Genomic DNA, 13,726 nt, shown 5'->3' with positions numbered 1-13,726 from the left:
ACAAAAAAGACAAGCCCAGCTGAGCTTGTCTAATTAGGAAGTTAATTTTAAGGCTAATAATTATTGGTTAGCTACGTCTACAATCGCTTGTAAGTAACCGGAAGTGTCAGCTAATGTTGAACCTGATACAACATCAGCAACATTTCCTTCTTCACCTAAGTCTTGTAATTCAGCAACCGCTTCTTCTAATTCAGCCGTAGTTTTACCAGCAGCGAATTGAGTAATTGCTTGTAAGTTTTCTGCGTATGGAACAGTTGATCCAGCAATGTCAGTCATTAATTGAGAGTATGCTTCAGAGTTTTCTAATTTAGAAACTAAAGTCACTCCTTCAGCGATACCTTCACCAAATCCAGCGTCCGCGTTTGGAACACCTGACCATTGATCACCTTCAACAAATTGGAACTCGTCTAAAGTAGCAGCAACAACTTTATCACCATCTACTGCTGTAGTAACGATTGCGAATGATTGGTCACCATGTGGTGCAGCTACGGCTTGTTTTAATTCTAAATTAGCAGCATCTGCTTCAGCACCAGTGAATTCAGTACCTTCGTTAGCAGCGTCAATAATGGCTTGTAAGTAACCAGCTGAGTCAGCTAAAGTTGCACCTGATACTACGTCAGAAACATTTCCATCTTCACCTAAATCATTTAAAGCAGTAATGCCTTCTTCGATTTCAGCAACAGTTTTGCCTTTAGCAAAGTCTTCGATAGCGTTTAAGTTATCTGCATAAGTAACAGTTGAATCAGCCATATCAGCCATCATAGCAGAGTAGCCTTCACTGTCCGCACGTTTACTGATTAAAGTTACACCGTCAGCGAAACCTTCACCAAATGTAGCATCTGCGTTTGGAACACCAGTCCATTGATCACCTTCAACAAATTGGAATTCATCGATTTGTGCGTCAACAACGACATCACCTTGCATTGCCACAACAACAGAAGCGAATGATTTGTCACCGTGAGGAGCTAAGTAAGCCACTTTTAAAGTTGTTGCTTCTTGAGCTTGAACGGCAACTGTCTCAGCAAAAGGCGTTACATTGTTCACCGGTGAACTTACAGCTAATGCAAGCGAACTTGCTGTTAATAACACTAATGGTAGTAATGATTTCTTTTTCATATTATATCCCCCTTGTTTCTTTAAGTATATATTAGCACGACTTGTGATTAAATGCACGTGCTATTTATCATTATGAATAAAATAATTTAATGACTTGAATTCTTCCTCATTCAATACTAATTAGGAATAATGGCTAGGTTTTGATAAAATGGGTAAGACATTGAAATTGGAGGAAATAAAAAATGGCAAACAAAGTACCATTTAAGAAGAATGACACGTTCACCGGAACGGTCGAAGACATAACATCACAAGGGCAAGGCGTTGTAAAACTTGATCATTATCCATTCTTTATCGAAGGGGCGATGACAGGCGAAGTTGTTAAATTCAAAGCGATGAAAGTCGGTAAGACTTACGGGTTTGGACGCTTACTTGAAATTATTGAAGAGAGTCCAGAGCGCGTGGAGATGACTGATGCTATCGGACGTCAAATCGGGACAATGACACTGCAACATATGAGCTACGACGCTCAATTAGCATACAAAGAACAACAAGTTAAATCAGCTTACGAACGTATTGGACACTTTGAAGATGCACAGATCCGTCCCGTACTAGGTATGGAAAATCCATGGGGATACCGTAACAAAGCACAAATTCCAGTAAGAGAAATCAATGGCCAACTAGAAACAGGCTTCTTTAGAAGAAACTCACATGATTTAGTGCCAGTTGAAAACTTCTTTATTCAACATAAAGAAATTGATGAAGCCATCTTAATTGTGAGAGATATCTTAAGACGATTCCATGTGCCTGCTTATAATGAAAAGAATCATACGGGAATTATCCGTCATGTAGTTGTAAGACGTGGACATTATAGCGGTCAAGTGATGGTGACACTTGTAACGAATAAACGTAAGATGCCTAACGAAGAAATCATCGTCGATGCGATCGCGGAAGAAGTACCAAATATCGCAAGTATTGTACAAAACGTGCAAACGAAACGTACGAATGTCATTCTAGGTCGTCAAAGTTTAGTATTATGGGGCCAACCTTATATTGAAGATTCAATGTTAGGCTTAACATTTAGAATTTCATCTAAATCTTTCTACCAAGTGAATACACCCCAAGCAGAAGTTCTATACAAAACTGCGATTGATGCAGCGGACTTACAAGGGAATGAGACTGTTCTGGATGCGTATTCTGGAATCGGAACAATCGGTTTATCACTCGCTCAACATGCGAAACAAGTGTATGGGATGGATATTGTGGATGAAGCCGTTGAAATGGCTAAGCAAAATGCGAAGGTAAACGGCATTAAAAATGCAACCTTCGAAGTCGGAAGTGCAGAAGAATGGCTACCAAAATGGAACGAAGCAGGCATTAACTTTGATGTTATCGTTGTGGACCCACCACGTAAAGGTTTAGATCAAGTCTTTGTGGATGCAGTGATTGAACAACAACCAGAAAAGATTGTTTATGTTAGCTGTAATCCAGCAACTCAAGCGAGAGATGCACGATTATTTGCAGATGCTGGGTATGACTTACAATTTGTCCAACCGGTTGATTTATTTGGACAAACGACTCACGTTGAAGCCGTTGCCTTATTTACAAAAGCATAATTTATATTTGAAAGAAGTCTGTGAGAACGGGCTTCTTTTTATTTGGCATCATTTGAAAAAAATGCTAAATAACGCTTAAAATGTTACTATATTATTAGTACAAATTATTTCGATAATTTTTTGAAAAGGAGGAGATTATACTGGGTCGATTAATAGATAACTTTAAAGAAACGTCATCTTCCTTACTACCAATGGTTGGTGTCGTACTTTTAATTCAATTTATATTGCAGCCGGTAGCTTGGTTAACGATACTTCGATTTATTATTGGTGTCGTTTTTTTATTAATAGGGTTACCGCTGTTCTTAGTTGGTGTCGATATGAGTATTGAGAAGATGGGTGACTTATTCAGTCACTACTTAATTAAACATCCGAAGAAAGTGATTGCGATGATTGGTATATTTGGTTTAGGATTCATTTCAAGTATTGCTGAACCGGATCTAACTATCTTAGGGATTCAAGTCGATACGATGACTAGTGGAGCGATTGCTGAACAAATCTTTGTTATGGCAGTATCTGTAGGTGTAGGGGCGATGCTTGCTTTTGGGGTGTACCGAATTATAAAAGACTTTAACTTACGTCATAGCTTTACAATTATCTACATATTAATAGGTATCTTATGCTTATTCTCAACGTCTGAATTTATTGCGATTGCCTTTGACGCTTCAGGTTCTACAACTGGTTCGATTACCGTACCGTTTATCCTAGCGTTTGGTGCGGGTGCCGCAAGCCAGTCTCGTCAAGCAGATGATACTGGTGCGGACAGTTTCGGTTTACTTGGAATTGTGTCAACCGGAGCGATCTTCGCAGTTATATTATATGGGGCTTTAGCTGGGTTTATTCGCTGTCCGCAGGTGGTGCGGATACCCAAGTAGCGATTGATAATTCAACGATGGCGATGGATTTTGTCTTAGAATTATGGCCGTCGATAGTTAATTCACTAATTGCGATTGGACCTTTAGTCATTGTATTCCTCATTCTAGTTTCGACAAAGCAAGTGAAAGTATCTAAGCGACGCTTACAGAGTATGTTGCTTGGTGTCGGATTAATTTTAGTTGGCTTAAGTCTTTTCTTAACGGGAGTGAACCAAGGCTTCCTAAGTGTTGCTTCTGAAATGGGATACGCCTTAGCAGAACAATATAATGTTTGGATCATCTTGCTTGTTGGTGGAATCGTTGGGATGGTAAGTATATTAGCTGAGCCATCCGTCCATGTCCTAAATGTCCAAATTCTTGATGAAACAGCAGGAATGATTCCACAAAGTTTAGTGACTTTCTGTCTTTCTATTGGTGTCGGATTATCGGTTGTATTATCTCTACTTCGTGTTACACTACCAGGGTTAGAAATTTGGCATATTTTATTACCACTCGTTGTGACAGTTCTTATCTTACAATATATCGCATCAGATTTATTTGTTGGGATTGCCTTTGACTCGGGAGGAGTCGCGGCTGGGACAATGACCGCAACTTTTATCTTGCCATTTACCCAAGGGGTAGCCAACTTTGTACCGACAGCTGATAGTGTCACAGACGGTTTTGGGGTGATTGCGATTGTATCTTTAACACCGATTGTTATCGTACAACTTGTTGGAATATTTTATGACTATCAAGTGAAACAAAAATAGGAGGACGAACATTGGTTAATACTGAAGAATTTAGTAGTGAGTTTTACCTTATTACGATTATTGCCAAAGTTAAACTGGCAGACAGAATTGATGATATATTTCATAAACAGGGGACGAGTGGAGCAACGACTTACTTAGCTGCTTGTTATGATGAAGATGATCGCCAAAGTATTCTAGATATACAAGGTCAGCGAAAAGAAATTATTATAAAAGCAACGCATAAAGACAATTTAGATAAAGTAATTGAACATGTTGAAAGTCGCTATCCTCAAAAAGAGAACGGCGAAAGCTTCCTATTTGTTACGCGTCTAGCCGGCTTAGCAGGTCTAGAAGACTACGGTGATATTGAAGAGAATTCATCATTTAATGATGTCGAAGCCGCAGTAAAATCCCCTTATAAAATGGTAACAGTGATTTGTGACCATGGTGAGGGTGAGGATTATATCGATGCGACTCAAAGAACTGATATCTTACAACATGCTTTAATTAAAGGACATGGTTCCGCTAGATTATCTGATAACTTTGAAGGACGTTATTTCCAACCGGAAAAAGACATTGTCATGCAAATTGTACAAAGTGAAAATGTCCAAGGGGTGCACGAATTTGCGAAAGCATATGAAGGTATTCAATTCGGTGAAGCCGGAGCGATTGCTTTTACCCGTGACATCGTTTATCTGTATCGCTTTTAGGAGGGGATAATATGTGGTATTTAATCTATGCAGTCGTTCCAAGTGGGGATGCTGGAGAAGTCATTTGGTTTATTGTTGAGAAAGATAAATATAAAGAAGTGAGTCAAATTATTTTCCAAAATATGGACTTAGACAAAGAAGGTAACGGAATTCTATTTGTAGAACCTTTAAGTGAAGTTCATGGTTTGGTGAATCAATTACCAAGTGAATAATTTTAAAAGAGGCATCCTTAACGGGATGCTTTTTGTATGGATAAAATACTAAAAAATATGCACTTAAATTTACTTAAAAGATAGACACAACGGCTACATATGATAAACTAGGGAATATTGTAATAATACACAGGCTTTTGTATAAATAATAATATTGAGGTGATTCAATGAGAAAAGGCGATTACCCAACAGAAGTGTTGGATGTAGAAATCGATTATGTAGATTCAAAAGGACGTGGCTTCGTTCACTATACCCATGCACCAGATAGAGGCTCAAACGGTAGAACGTTAAAAATCATAACGTCGAATGTGGTTCCAGGTGATGTGGTTCGAGTAACAGTTGATAATGCGAAAGGTCGTTACAAGGCAGTTGTTCCCTATGATAGGTTATTGAAACCAGGTCCAACACGTAACTTAGATATGCCAACTCACTTTGATGTGTCAGGTGCAGCGCCACTGCAATATATGAAATACCCTGATCAATTGGAGTTTAAGGCGAATATTGTCAAAGAATCTCTAGAGCAGGCTGGCTTTGATACAGCGTTAATCCAACCAATTATTGGTATGGATGAGCCAGACCGTTACCGTAATAAGATGGAATTATCTTTCGGACAAACCGGAGAACTAGGTATGCACCAACAAGGAAATTACCGAAAAGTCATTGATTTAAATGATTCAGTTATTGCTCCAAAGGTGATGATTGAAGTAAAGCACATTGTGAGCCAATGGCAGAAAGATTATGATTTCAAAGGCTATGATAAAGATAAACATACAGGACTTTTACGTAACCTAATGATGCGAACTTCTTTTGAAACGGGTGAATTAATGGTCGTTGTCTATGCGACAGAAAAACCCGAAGCACATCCAGAAGCTGTAAAAGACTTAACAGACCGCTTAAGCGAAGCTTTCCCAAGCTTAGCCAGTCTAGTTTGGATTGAGTATACAAATATCTCAGGGCGTATTCAATCAGAAGAGTCCTTTACTTTATATGGACGCGATTATATCTACGACGAATTAGGTGGCTACCGCTACCGTATCTGGCATGATACATTCTTCCAACCGAACCCAGTTCAAGCTGAGAAAATGGTGGAGTTAGCTCTTGAGTTAGCTGATGTGAATGAAGATATGCGTGTCTTAGACTTATTCTGCGGGGTAGGGACATTCAGTTTACCATTTGCGAAACGCAGTAAAGAATTAGCTGGAATTGAAATTGTTGAAACTTCAATTGAGTCAGCGAAGCGTAATGCGAAAGATAATGGCTTAGACAATACTTTCTTCATGGCGAGTGACGCTCGACGCGGAATGAAAGAACTCCCAGAAATTTGGGGCCAACCAGACTTATTACTCTTAGATCCACCAAGAAGTGGTGCCGGCGGGAAAGTGATGCGAAGCATTGGAAGACTTGGAACGGATAAAGTTGTCTATGTCTCATGTAATCCAAAAAGCTTAGCTGAAGACTTAGTTTGGTTAAGAGACTTTGGTTATGAATTGAAGACGGTTCAACCGATTGACCAGTTTCCGCATACACCTCATGTTGAGTGTGTAGTATTGATGGAAAAGGTAAAAGATTAGATAGTTGTTATATCAGCTTTTTGAATGTGCATACCATATTCAAGGGGCTGTTTTTTTTAGTATAATTGGTTTGGAAACGGTTGAGGTTGGGAATGATATCCAATAATTGATAGGTAGTATGTGGGAACTGGTCAACATCTTTTCGTATAAAAAAATGAATAAAATAAATTTAAGTAGCCTACTTATCATGGGGTTATTCTAAATAGATAGGTAGGTTAAATGTGATTATTTAAGTCATTCTAGAAAGTGAGGGAACCAATGAATTTAAAGGACAACGTGTATTATAATCCAGCTAGGCGTCAACCGAAACAGAAGCAAGTGGCTATTTATAGTCGAGTAAGTTCCAATACAAAAGATCAGTTACGAAGTCTAGCTAATCAAGTTTCGGCCTTAACTCAGAAAGTTTCCTTAGTTGAGGATTGGCGGTTAGTTGATATCTATATTGATGTAGCCTCAGCCGAAGCAAAATCAAAGCGGGAAGAGTATAACCGTCTCATTTATGGCAGTCGTAATAAAAAAATAACTATCGTTATCACAAAGAGTGTGAGTCGTTTTGGTCGAGATACGATTGAAGCATTAGAGACAGTAAGATTGCTCAAGGAATTAAAAGTTCGAATAATCTTTGAAAAGGAGAACATAAACACAATGGATGCCAAGGGTGAAGTTTTGCTGACTATTATGGCATCTTTGGCACAGCAGGAAAGCCAAAGCCTTTCACAAAACGTTAAGCTTGGACTACAGTACCGATACCAACAAGGAAAGGTACAGGTCAACCATAAGCGATTTATGGGTTACACCAAAGATGAAGATGGAAATTTAATTATTGTCTCCGAAGAAGCTGAGATTATCAAACGCATCTACCGAGAATACCTTGAAGGTCAGAGTCTAGTGGGTATTGGTCGAGGTCTTGAGAAGGATGGTATTTTAACAGCAGCAGGAAAACCAAGATGGCGACCGGAATCAGTTAAAAAAATCCTCCAAAATGAAAAATACATCGGAGATGCCCTCTTACAAAAGACTGTTACTGTAGATTTTCTAACCAAGAAACGAGTTAAGAATGAAGGTCATCTTCCCCAGTATTATGTTGAAAACAGCCATGAAGCGATTATTCCTAAAGAGTTATTTTTGCAGGTGCAGGAAGAGATTCATCGAAGAAGCAATATCTACACAGGAGAAGGCAAGAACAAACGAATTTATAGTAGCAAGTACGCTTTAAGTGCCATCACCTTCTGTGGAGATTGTGGCGATATTTATAGGAGAACCTATTGGAATATTCATGGTAGAAAAGAATTTGTCTGGCGATGCGTGACTAGAATCGAGCAAGGTCCTGAAGTTTGTAAGAAAAGAAGATGAACTCTATGGTGCTGTAATGACCGCAATTAATAAGCTACTTGCAGGTGGCAACAACATGATAAAGACCCTGGAAGAGAACATTTATGCTGTGATTGGTGAAACGACAGAATACCAAATTTCAGAGATTAACAACTTACTGGAGGAAAAGCAAAAAGAACTTATCAAGCTGGCGAACAAGGGTCAAGACTATGAACACCTAGCAGATGAGATTGATGAGCTGAGAGACAAGCGACAGATCCTTTTAGTAGAAGATGCCTCCCTCAGTGGCGAGAACGAGCGAATCAATGAGCTGATTGAATTTATCCGCAAGAACAAATTCCGCACCTTAGAATATGATGATAAGCTTGTAAGGAAGATAATCCAGAGCGTTACAGTCTATGAAGACCACTTCGTCATAGCCTATAAATCTGGCATCGAAATGGAAATATGAAAACTCAAAGCAAATAACCCATGACTCTGCGGTAGAGTTGTGGGTTTTATTTGTGCTTGTTCAAGAAAAAAATGTTCTGAGTACCTTCGTAATTGTCAACCAATAAGAATTTCCAGAAAGATTGGTTTGTATACCTTTAGGCTGGATTAAAATATAGTCCGCCTTACTTTATATCTTGACACAACTGTTCGTTGAGTATATAATGTTTATGTTCAATATATACACTTACATTGGAGGTAGAAGATGAATATCATTATTAGCAACGCAAATAATGAGCCGATTTATGAGCAAATATATCGTCAAATAAAGTCTGCAATTATTTCATCTGAGCTTAAAGAAGGGGATTTACTCCCGTCTATTCGTAATCTTGCAAAAGATTTAAGAATTAGTGTGATAACAACCAAAAGAGCTTATGATGAACTTGAAAAAGACGGATATATTTATTCAGCAATAGGTAAAGGCTCTTTTGTTGCAGAAAAAAATACAGAAATATTGAGGGAAGCCCATTTAAAAGAAATTGAGGAGCACTTCAGAATAATTTTAAAGATTGCTCCAGCGTGTAAATTAACAGTAGACGATATTATTGAAATGTTCAAAATCATTTCAGAGGAGGAATAAATATGAACAGTATTGAAGTGAAGAATCTTACAAAATCTTTTGGTGATTTCACACTTAAAGATCTTAGTTTTAATGTACCTTCAGGAACGATTATGGGGCTAGTTGGTGAAAATGGCGCAGGAAAAAGCACGGCTATAAAACTTATTATGAACACCTTAAAAGCAGATAACGGTGAAGTTTCAGTTTTAGGGGTGTCTAATTTATCTAAGGAATTTACAAATCTTAAGCAAGATATCGGGGTTGTACTTGATGAGGCGTATTTTCCAGAAGTATTAAATGCTGAAAACATTAATAACATAATGAAACTTATCTATAAAAATTGGAACGAGGATTCTTATTTTGAATACATAAAAAAGTTATCTTTACCTCTCACTAAAATATTTAAAGACTTTTCAAGAGGAATGAAAATGAAATTGTCTATCGCAGTTGCACTATCCCATAATCCAAAACTACTTATTTTAGATGAGGCAACCAGTGGACTCGATCCTATGGTGAGAGATGAAATTCTCGATGTGTTTAATGACTTTACAAGGGACGAGAATCATTCAATTTTACTTTCATCGCATATTATCAGTGACCTTGAAAAAATTTGTGATTATATCTGCTTTATTCATAAAGGTGAGCTTCTTTTAGTTGAAGAAAAAGATTTGTTATTAGAAAAATATGCAGTCATAAAACTGACGAAAAATCAGTTGGAAACATTACCAAAGGATTCCATTGTTCGAAAAAATAGAACAAGTTTCGGCTACGAAGTACTTGTACAAAAAGATAAAATTAACGCAGCCTTTAGGGTAGAAAATACCAGACTTGAAGATATTATTTTATTGATGGTAAAGGAAGGTGTCTAAATGAAAAGCTTACTATTAAAAGATTTTTATGTTATCACAAAACAGCTTAAAATATTTCTTATTATTATTCCAGTTATTGCGCTGACAACAGGAGAGGCGATGTCTACTTTCTCAATTTTACTAGGAGCGGTGTTACCAATGACAGCGATTGCTTATGATGAACGTTCTGAGTGGAATGAACTTGCCGCCATGATGCCTTACTCGAAATTTGATCTTATTTTTAGTAAATATTTGCTGGGTTATCTTTGTATGTTTGGTGCAGCTCTGCTTGTATTTATTGGTCAAATTATTGGAAAAAATAATGGCATTGTGGCGATAGATGATGATATAAAAGTTCTACTATTTGCCGTTATGGGAGGTCTTATCTTTATAGCAATAAATACTCCCATTCTCTTTAAATTTGGTAGTGAAAAAGGTAGGTTTGTTTTTATTATTACAATGGCGCTTGTTGGTGCAAGCGGACCAATTCTGCAGAAAGTTGATAGTAGAATTATACTTAAAATATTTAACTTATCTCCCGTTATTTTACTTGCATTTGTTGTTATACTAAATGTGATGTCTTTAATGATTTCTATGAATATTAAAAAGGATAAAGCTTAATTTTTGTAAGAAAAATGAATATAACAGTAAAACGATTAATATTAATTGGCTTTTTGGTTACATCTGCAAAACATGTAAAACTGATTGATATGTTCCCCCATACGAGAGCCAATATTGGATATCTTCCCACAAAGAGAATTTCACATGGAAATATTCATGCAATTTATTTTTTACAGCTATCTATACCTCTCAAAACATGTGGAGTGTGTAGTATTGATTGAAAAAGCAATTGACTAAAAGTTTGATACAATAAGGTTGTTAATGAAAACAGCAAATTGGTATGCTAATATTATGAGGAGTAAACTTGATTTTTAGATTAAGTTACTCCTTTTTATTATTTTAAAGTGAGTTTGACTGTGGAAACAGATTAATAAGAGTAAGGGGATGTTAAGTTGAATACGAAAGCCATCAGTGGATTAATTCCCCGATTTCATTTATGTTACAAATTTGAGCCATAGAGGTTCAAGAGGTTTACCATCGTAATTATTCTATTTTTCTAGAAAGATTATTATCAATTAGACCTTGTATTAATAACAGGAGGTATTATGAGAACATATAAAGATAAAGAAGAGCTAAAATTTGAGATAAATAAAAGTTTTGAAAAGTATATTTCTGAATTTAATAATATCCCAGAATCACTGAAAGACAAAAGCGTTGACGAAGTTGACAGAACACCATCTGAAAACCTTGCTTATCAAGTTGGCTGGACAACATTGCTCCTGCAATGGGAAGCCGATGAGAAAAATGGCTTAACAGTAAAGACACCATCAGATATGTTTAGGTGGAATCAGCTTGGTGAATTATATCAGTGGTTTTCAGATACCTATGCAAATTTATCCTTAGAGGAGTTAAAGGATAGGCTAAACAGAAATGTTATTTCAATCAATAAAATGATTGATGTACTAAGTGATGAAGAATTATTTTTACCTCATATGAGAAAGTGGGCTGATGAAGCTACAAAAACAGCAGTATGGGAAGTATATAAATTTATTCACGTTAATACTGTTGCTCCTTTTGGGACTTTTAGAACCAAGATAAGAAAATGGAAAAAGATAGCACTATGAAACTAAGTTCAGTTACTTGGCAAACTATTCTCATAAGTACAATCCTATCTGGATATGTTCCTGCATACAAGGTTCGATCTTGGATATCTTCCCACATACGCAAGTCCACAATGGATATGTTCCCTCAAAGAGAATTAAGTAAAAAAGGAAAATGGAAATTGACCTTTGACAGCTATGACTTCCTCTTAACACATGTTGAGTGTGTAGTATTGATTGAAAAAATGAAAGGATAAATCGTATATGGACGGGTTTCTGGACGTTTGATGGATGTTTAAGGGCCTCGTTTTTTGCTAGGGAAGTGGACATTTTGACCTGGAAGTTGATTTTCCAGAGAAAAATAGGGGTACGTCTGGGGAAACAGGTCGATTGGTGTGATAAGGTGGAAAAATGATAACTGGCAACTTGATACAATTTAATGACAAAAAAGCCGTTATGAAGTGGATAATCGGGATGAATTTGATCAATTTATATTAACAGGTTCAGCGGTGCCTAATGAATTTGATGAATCTATGCACACAGGGACGGAAAGAATATCTAGGCTGTTAATGCAACCAATGAGCTTATATGAGACAAAGGATTCGACTGGAGAGATTTTCACTTAAAGATCTACTAGAAGGAAAAAATATTTCAGCTATTGATGAAACCAGTCTTGAAGAAATTGCTTTCTTAATTTGTAGAGGGGGAGGGCCAAAGGCAATTGGTTTAGATGAAAAGACTGCTTTATTTCAAACTATAGATTGCTATGATGCTGTTATATCTACCGATATTAGTAGAGTAGATTCGATAAAAGGGTTACACAAAATAATTTTACACTTTGTTTACAACCTAATAACTTATTAACTATAAAGCGATCTTAATGACATTTGACAACAAGATAAATTTTTTTAAGATACAATTGTAGGGGGGGAACGTTTTTTAAACAGAAAAGTTGGGGCTAAATCGATTATATTATTCAAACACATTGTACAGTAAACAAATAAACATTAAAAAAAGGGAGAAATTATGAATCAAAAACTTAAAATCGTTTCGTTATCTTTCGCTATAATGCTTCTAGGTGCTTCTATATTTCCTAATATTACAACTGTTTACGCTACTGAAAATGAACAACAAACACAAGAATACACTGAAGTTGAAATTGTAGAGCCTACATCTCTTTCATTAACAGAGGTAGAAATCAACTCCCTTGCTAATGAAATTCAAGCATTACACCCTAGTGTTTCTAAAGAGTGGATTATAGAAGTAATATACAAACAACTTCAAGGTGATTACTCGTTACAAACAGAATATACATCGTCTCAGGCTCAAACTAGATCATCATGGCAAGGTATAACTGTAGATCAAATGGGAGCGGCCCTAGATACTGATATTGCATTAGCTCTAGGAGGAAGTACAGCTACCCTAGCCAATTTAATAAAAGTAAAAGGCAAACACGCAGCAAAAAGTGCCATACGTTCAGCAATTGCAAAATATTTAGGAAGCTGGGTTGTGAATGATGTTGTATTAGAATTTGCAATGAATTTACTATCACCAGGTACCTATTTAGCTCAATTATGGGACGAAAACGATGCTGTTCCTAACAATGGAAGGATTAATTTTTAATGAGCAAAGACTTAATAAAATTAGTAGGTTATAACTTATTAACTTTAACGATGGTGTATGTATTAACACTGCTAGCTAATAAAGAATTTAAATGGTGGGTTGTCATAGCCATGACATCATCTTCTTTCATCGTTAGTAAATATTTAGAGAACAAAAATAAAAAAGATAGCTAGTTTTTGTTACCTGTTTATTTAATAGATAACAGGTAAAAATTAAACCAAATGAACCCCCTTAAATGATGTGACCCCCAAAGTTAGATTTTTAACTCTAACTTTCGGGGGTCACCTCAATGAGGCATGGTGCTGTGACTCTCTTTATTTTGTGTGACGAATTTACAATTTAAGTGCAACAACAATAATAAAATAAAAAAAGATCCATAGTTTTCCTATAAAATAGATGTACCAACCAACTATTAGAAGGAGAAAGCTATGAATCCATACACACATCTTACC

At 36.6% G+C, this 13,726-nt stretch carries 15 protein-coding genes and 1 pseudogene; 15 read left to right on the top strand and 1 reads right to left on the bottom strand.

All coding sequences use genetic code 11. From position 1 onward, the window contains the following. Nucleotides 1-60: 60 nt before the first annotated feature. Nucleotides 61-1,116, bottom strand: coding sequence for a peptidoglycan-binding protein (locus FEZ33_RS06295; protein WP_138404556.1), 1,056 nt, complete (start codon nucleotides 1,114-1,116; stop codon nucleotides 61-63). A 182-nt stretch (nucleotides 1,117-1,298) separates the two neighbouring features. On the opposite strand from FEZ33_RS06295, the gene rlmD (FEZ33_RS06290) reads away from it, so the two are divergent. The 15 genes and pseudogenes from rlmD (FEZ33_RS06290) (at nucleotide 1,299) to FEZ33_RS12420 (ending at nucleotide 13,447) form a co-directional block, all read left to right on the top strand. Next, nucleotides 1,299-2,669 carry a 23S rRNA (uracil(1939)-C(5))-methyltransferase RlmD gene (gene rlmD / locus FEZ33_RS06290; RefSeq protein ID WP_138404555.1) on the top strand — a complete coding sequence of 457 codons (1,371 nt, stop codon included), beginning with the start codon at nucleotides 1,299-1,301 and terminating at the stop codon, nucleotides 2,667-2,669. A 191-nt stretch (nucleotides 2,670-2,860) separates the two neighbouring features. Continuing rightward, entirely contained in the window at nucleotides 2,861-3,541 is a 681-nt protein-coding gene (locus tag FEZ33_RS06285; RefSeq protein WP_138404554.1) for a DUF1538 domain-containing protein, read from the top strand. A 17-nt stretch (nucleotides 3,542-3,558) separates the two neighbouring features. After that, the gene (locus FEZ33_RS06280; RefSeq protein WP_138404553.1) at nucleotides 3,559-4,290 is read left to right on the top strand and encodes a DUF1538 domain-containing protein; all 732 of its coding nucleotides are present in this window, start codon (nucleotides 3,559-3,561) and stop codon (nucleotides 4,288-4,290) included. Nucleotides 4,291-4,301: 11 nt separating this feature from the next. Next, nucleotides 4,302-4,979, top strand: a complete 678-nt coding sequence (locus FEZ33_RS06275; RefSeq protein ID WP_138404552.1) for a hypothetical protein — start codon at nucleotides 4,302-4,304, stop codon at nucleotides 4,977-4,979. A gap of 11 nt (nucleotides 4,980-4,990) precedes the next feature. Next, nucleotides 4,991-5,191, top strand: a complete 201-nt coding sequence (locus tag FEZ33_RS06270; RefSeq protein ID WP_138404551.1) for a hypothetical protein — start codon at nucleotides 4,991-4,993, stop codon at nucleotides 5,189-5,191. Nucleotides 5,192-5,358: 167 nt separating this feature from the next. After that, nucleotides 5,359-6,762, top strand: coding sequence for a 23S rRNA (uracil(1939)-C(5))-methyltransferase RlmD (rlmD, locus tag FEZ33_RS06265; protein WP_138404550.1), 1,404 nt, complete (start codon nucleotides 5,359-5,361; stop codon nucleotides 6,760-6,762). A 258-nt stretch (nucleotides 6,763-7,020) separates the two neighbouring features. Next, entirely contained in the window at nucleotides 7,021-8,115 is a 1,095-nt protein-coding gene (locus tag FEZ33_RS06260) for a recombinase family protein (protein WP_438943008.1), read from the top strand. Between the two features lie 343 nt (nucleotides 8,116-8,458). Then, nucleotides 8,459-8,545 (top strand): annotated as a pseudogene (locus tag FEZ33_RS13055) (site-specific recombinase); the annotation flags it as partial. Between the two features lie 243 nt (nucleotides 8,546-8,788). Continuing rightward, on the top strand, nucleotides 8,789-9,163 hold the full coding sequence (locus FEZ33_RS06255) for a GntR family transcriptional regulator (protein WP_138404549.1): 375 nt from the start codon (nucleotides 8,789-8,791) through the stop codon (nucleotides 9,161-9,163). A 2-nt stretch (nucleotides 9,164-9,165) separates the two neighbouring features. Continuing rightward, on the top strand, nucleotides 9,166-10,011 hold the full coding sequence (locus FEZ33_RS06250; RefSeq protein ID WP_138404548.1) for an ABC transporter ATP-binding protein: 846 nt from the start codon (nucleotides 9,166-9,168) through the stop codon (nucleotides 10,009-10,011). Further along, on the top strand, nucleotides 10,012-10,611 hold the full coding sequence (locus tag FEZ33_RS06245) for an ABC-2 transporter permease (RefSeq protein WP_138404547.1): 600 nt from the start codon (nucleotides 10,012-10,014) through the stop codon (nucleotides 10,609-10,611). A 545-nt stretch (nucleotides 10,612-11,156) separates the two neighbouring features. After that, complete coding sequence (locus FEZ33_RS06240) at nucleotides 11,157-11,675, top strand: ClbS/DfsB family four-helix bundle protein (RefSeq protein WP_071131225.1); 519 nt, start codon at nucleotides 11,157-11,159, stop codon at nucleotides 11,673-11,675. 564 nt (nucleotides 11,676-12,239) lie between these two features. Then, complete coding sequence (locus tag FEZ33_RS12580; protein WP_212746673.1) at nucleotides 12,240-12,515, top strand: hypothetical protein; 276 nt, start codon at nucleotides 12,240-12,242, stop codon at nucleotides 12,513-12,515. A 162-nt stretch (nucleotides 12,516-12,677) separates the two neighbouring features. Then, nucleotides 12,678-13,274: a hypothetical protein gene (locus FEZ33_RS06230; protein WP_138404546.1), complete on the top strand. Its 597-nt coding sequence runs from the start codon at nucleotides 12,678-12,680 to the stop codon at nucleotides 13,272-13,274. Further along, the gene (locus FEZ33_RS12420) at nucleotides 13,274-13,447 is read left to right on the top strand and encodes a hypothetical protein (protein WP_171031307.1); all 174 of its coding nucleotides are present in this window, start codon (nucleotides 13,274-13,276) and stop codon (nucleotides 13,445-13,447) included. Before FEZ33_RS06230 ends, FEZ33_RS12420 begins: the two co-directional genes overlap by 1 nt. The last annotated feature ends 279 nt before the right edge of the window (nucleotides 13,448-13,726 follow it).

The sequence above is a fragment of the Ruoffia tabacinasalis genome (assembly GCF_005864045.1).
Taxonomy (GTDB): Bacteria; Bacillota; Bacilli; order Lactobacillales; family Aerococcaceae; genus Ruoffia; species Ruoffia tabacinasalis.
Note: the sequence above shows the minus strand (reverse complement) of the source record. Positions and strands in the feature narration are given on the sequence as shown.

Excerpts from the sequence above, each read along its gene's own strand:
- FEZ33_RS06295 (WP_138404556.1), bottom strand. The coding sequence starts at position 1,116 with ATGAAAAAGAAATCATTACTACCATTAGTGTTATTAACAGCAAGTTCG.
- rlmD (WP_138404555.1), top strand. The coding sequence starts at position 1,299 with ATGGCAAACAAAGTACCATTTAAGAAGAATGACACGTTCACCGGAACG.
- FEZ33_RS06285 (WP_138404554.1), top strand. The coding sequence starts at position 2,861 with ATGGTTGGTGTCGTACTTTTAATTCAATTTATATTGCAGCCGGTAGCT.
- FEZ33_RS06280 (WP_138404553.1), top strand. The coding sequence starts at position 3,559 with ATGGCGATGGATTTTGTCTTAGAATTATGGCCGTCGATAGTTAATTCA.
- FEZ33_RS06270 (WP_138404551.1), top strand. The coding sequence starts at position 4,991 with ATGTGGTATTTAATCTATGCAGTCGTTCCAAGTGGGGATGCTGGAGAA.
- rlmD (WP_138404550.1), top strand. The coding sequence starts at position 5,359 with ATGAGAAAAGGCGATTACCCAACAGAAGTGTTGGATGTAGAAATCGAT.
- FEZ33_RS06260 (WP_438943008.1), top strand. The coding sequence starts at position 7,021 with ATGAATTTAAAGGACAACGTGTATTATAATCCAGCTAGGCGTCAACCG.
- FEZ33_RS06255 (WP_138404549.1), top strand. The coding sequence starts at position 8,789 with ATGAATATCATTATTAGCAACGCAAATAATGAGCCGATTTATGAGCAA.
- FEZ33_RS06250 (WP_138404548.1), top strand. The coding sequence starts at position 9,166 with ATGAACAGTATTGAAGTGAAGAATCTTACAAAATCTTTTGGTGATTTC.
- FEZ33_RS06245 (WP_138404547.1), top strand. The coding sequence starts at position 10,012 with ATGAAAAGCTTACTATTAAAAGATTTTTATGTTATCACAAAACAGCTT.
- FEZ33_RS06240 (WP_071131225.1), top strand. The coding sequence starts at position 11,157 with ATGAGAACATATAAAGATAAAGAAGAGCTAAAATTTGAGATAAATAAA.
- FEZ33_RS12580 (WP_212746673.1), top strand. The coding sequence starts at position 12,240 with ATGAGACAAAGGATTCGACTGGAGAGATTTTCACTTAAAGATCTACTA.
- FEZ33_RS06230 (WP_138404546.1), top strand. The coding sequence starts at position 12,678 with ATGAATCAAAAACTTAAAATCGTTTCGTTATCTTTCGCTATAATGCTT.
- FEZ33_RS12420 (WP_171031307.1), top strand. The coding sequence starts at position 13,274 with ATGAGCAAAGACTTAATAAAATTAGTAGGTTATAACTTATTAACTTTA.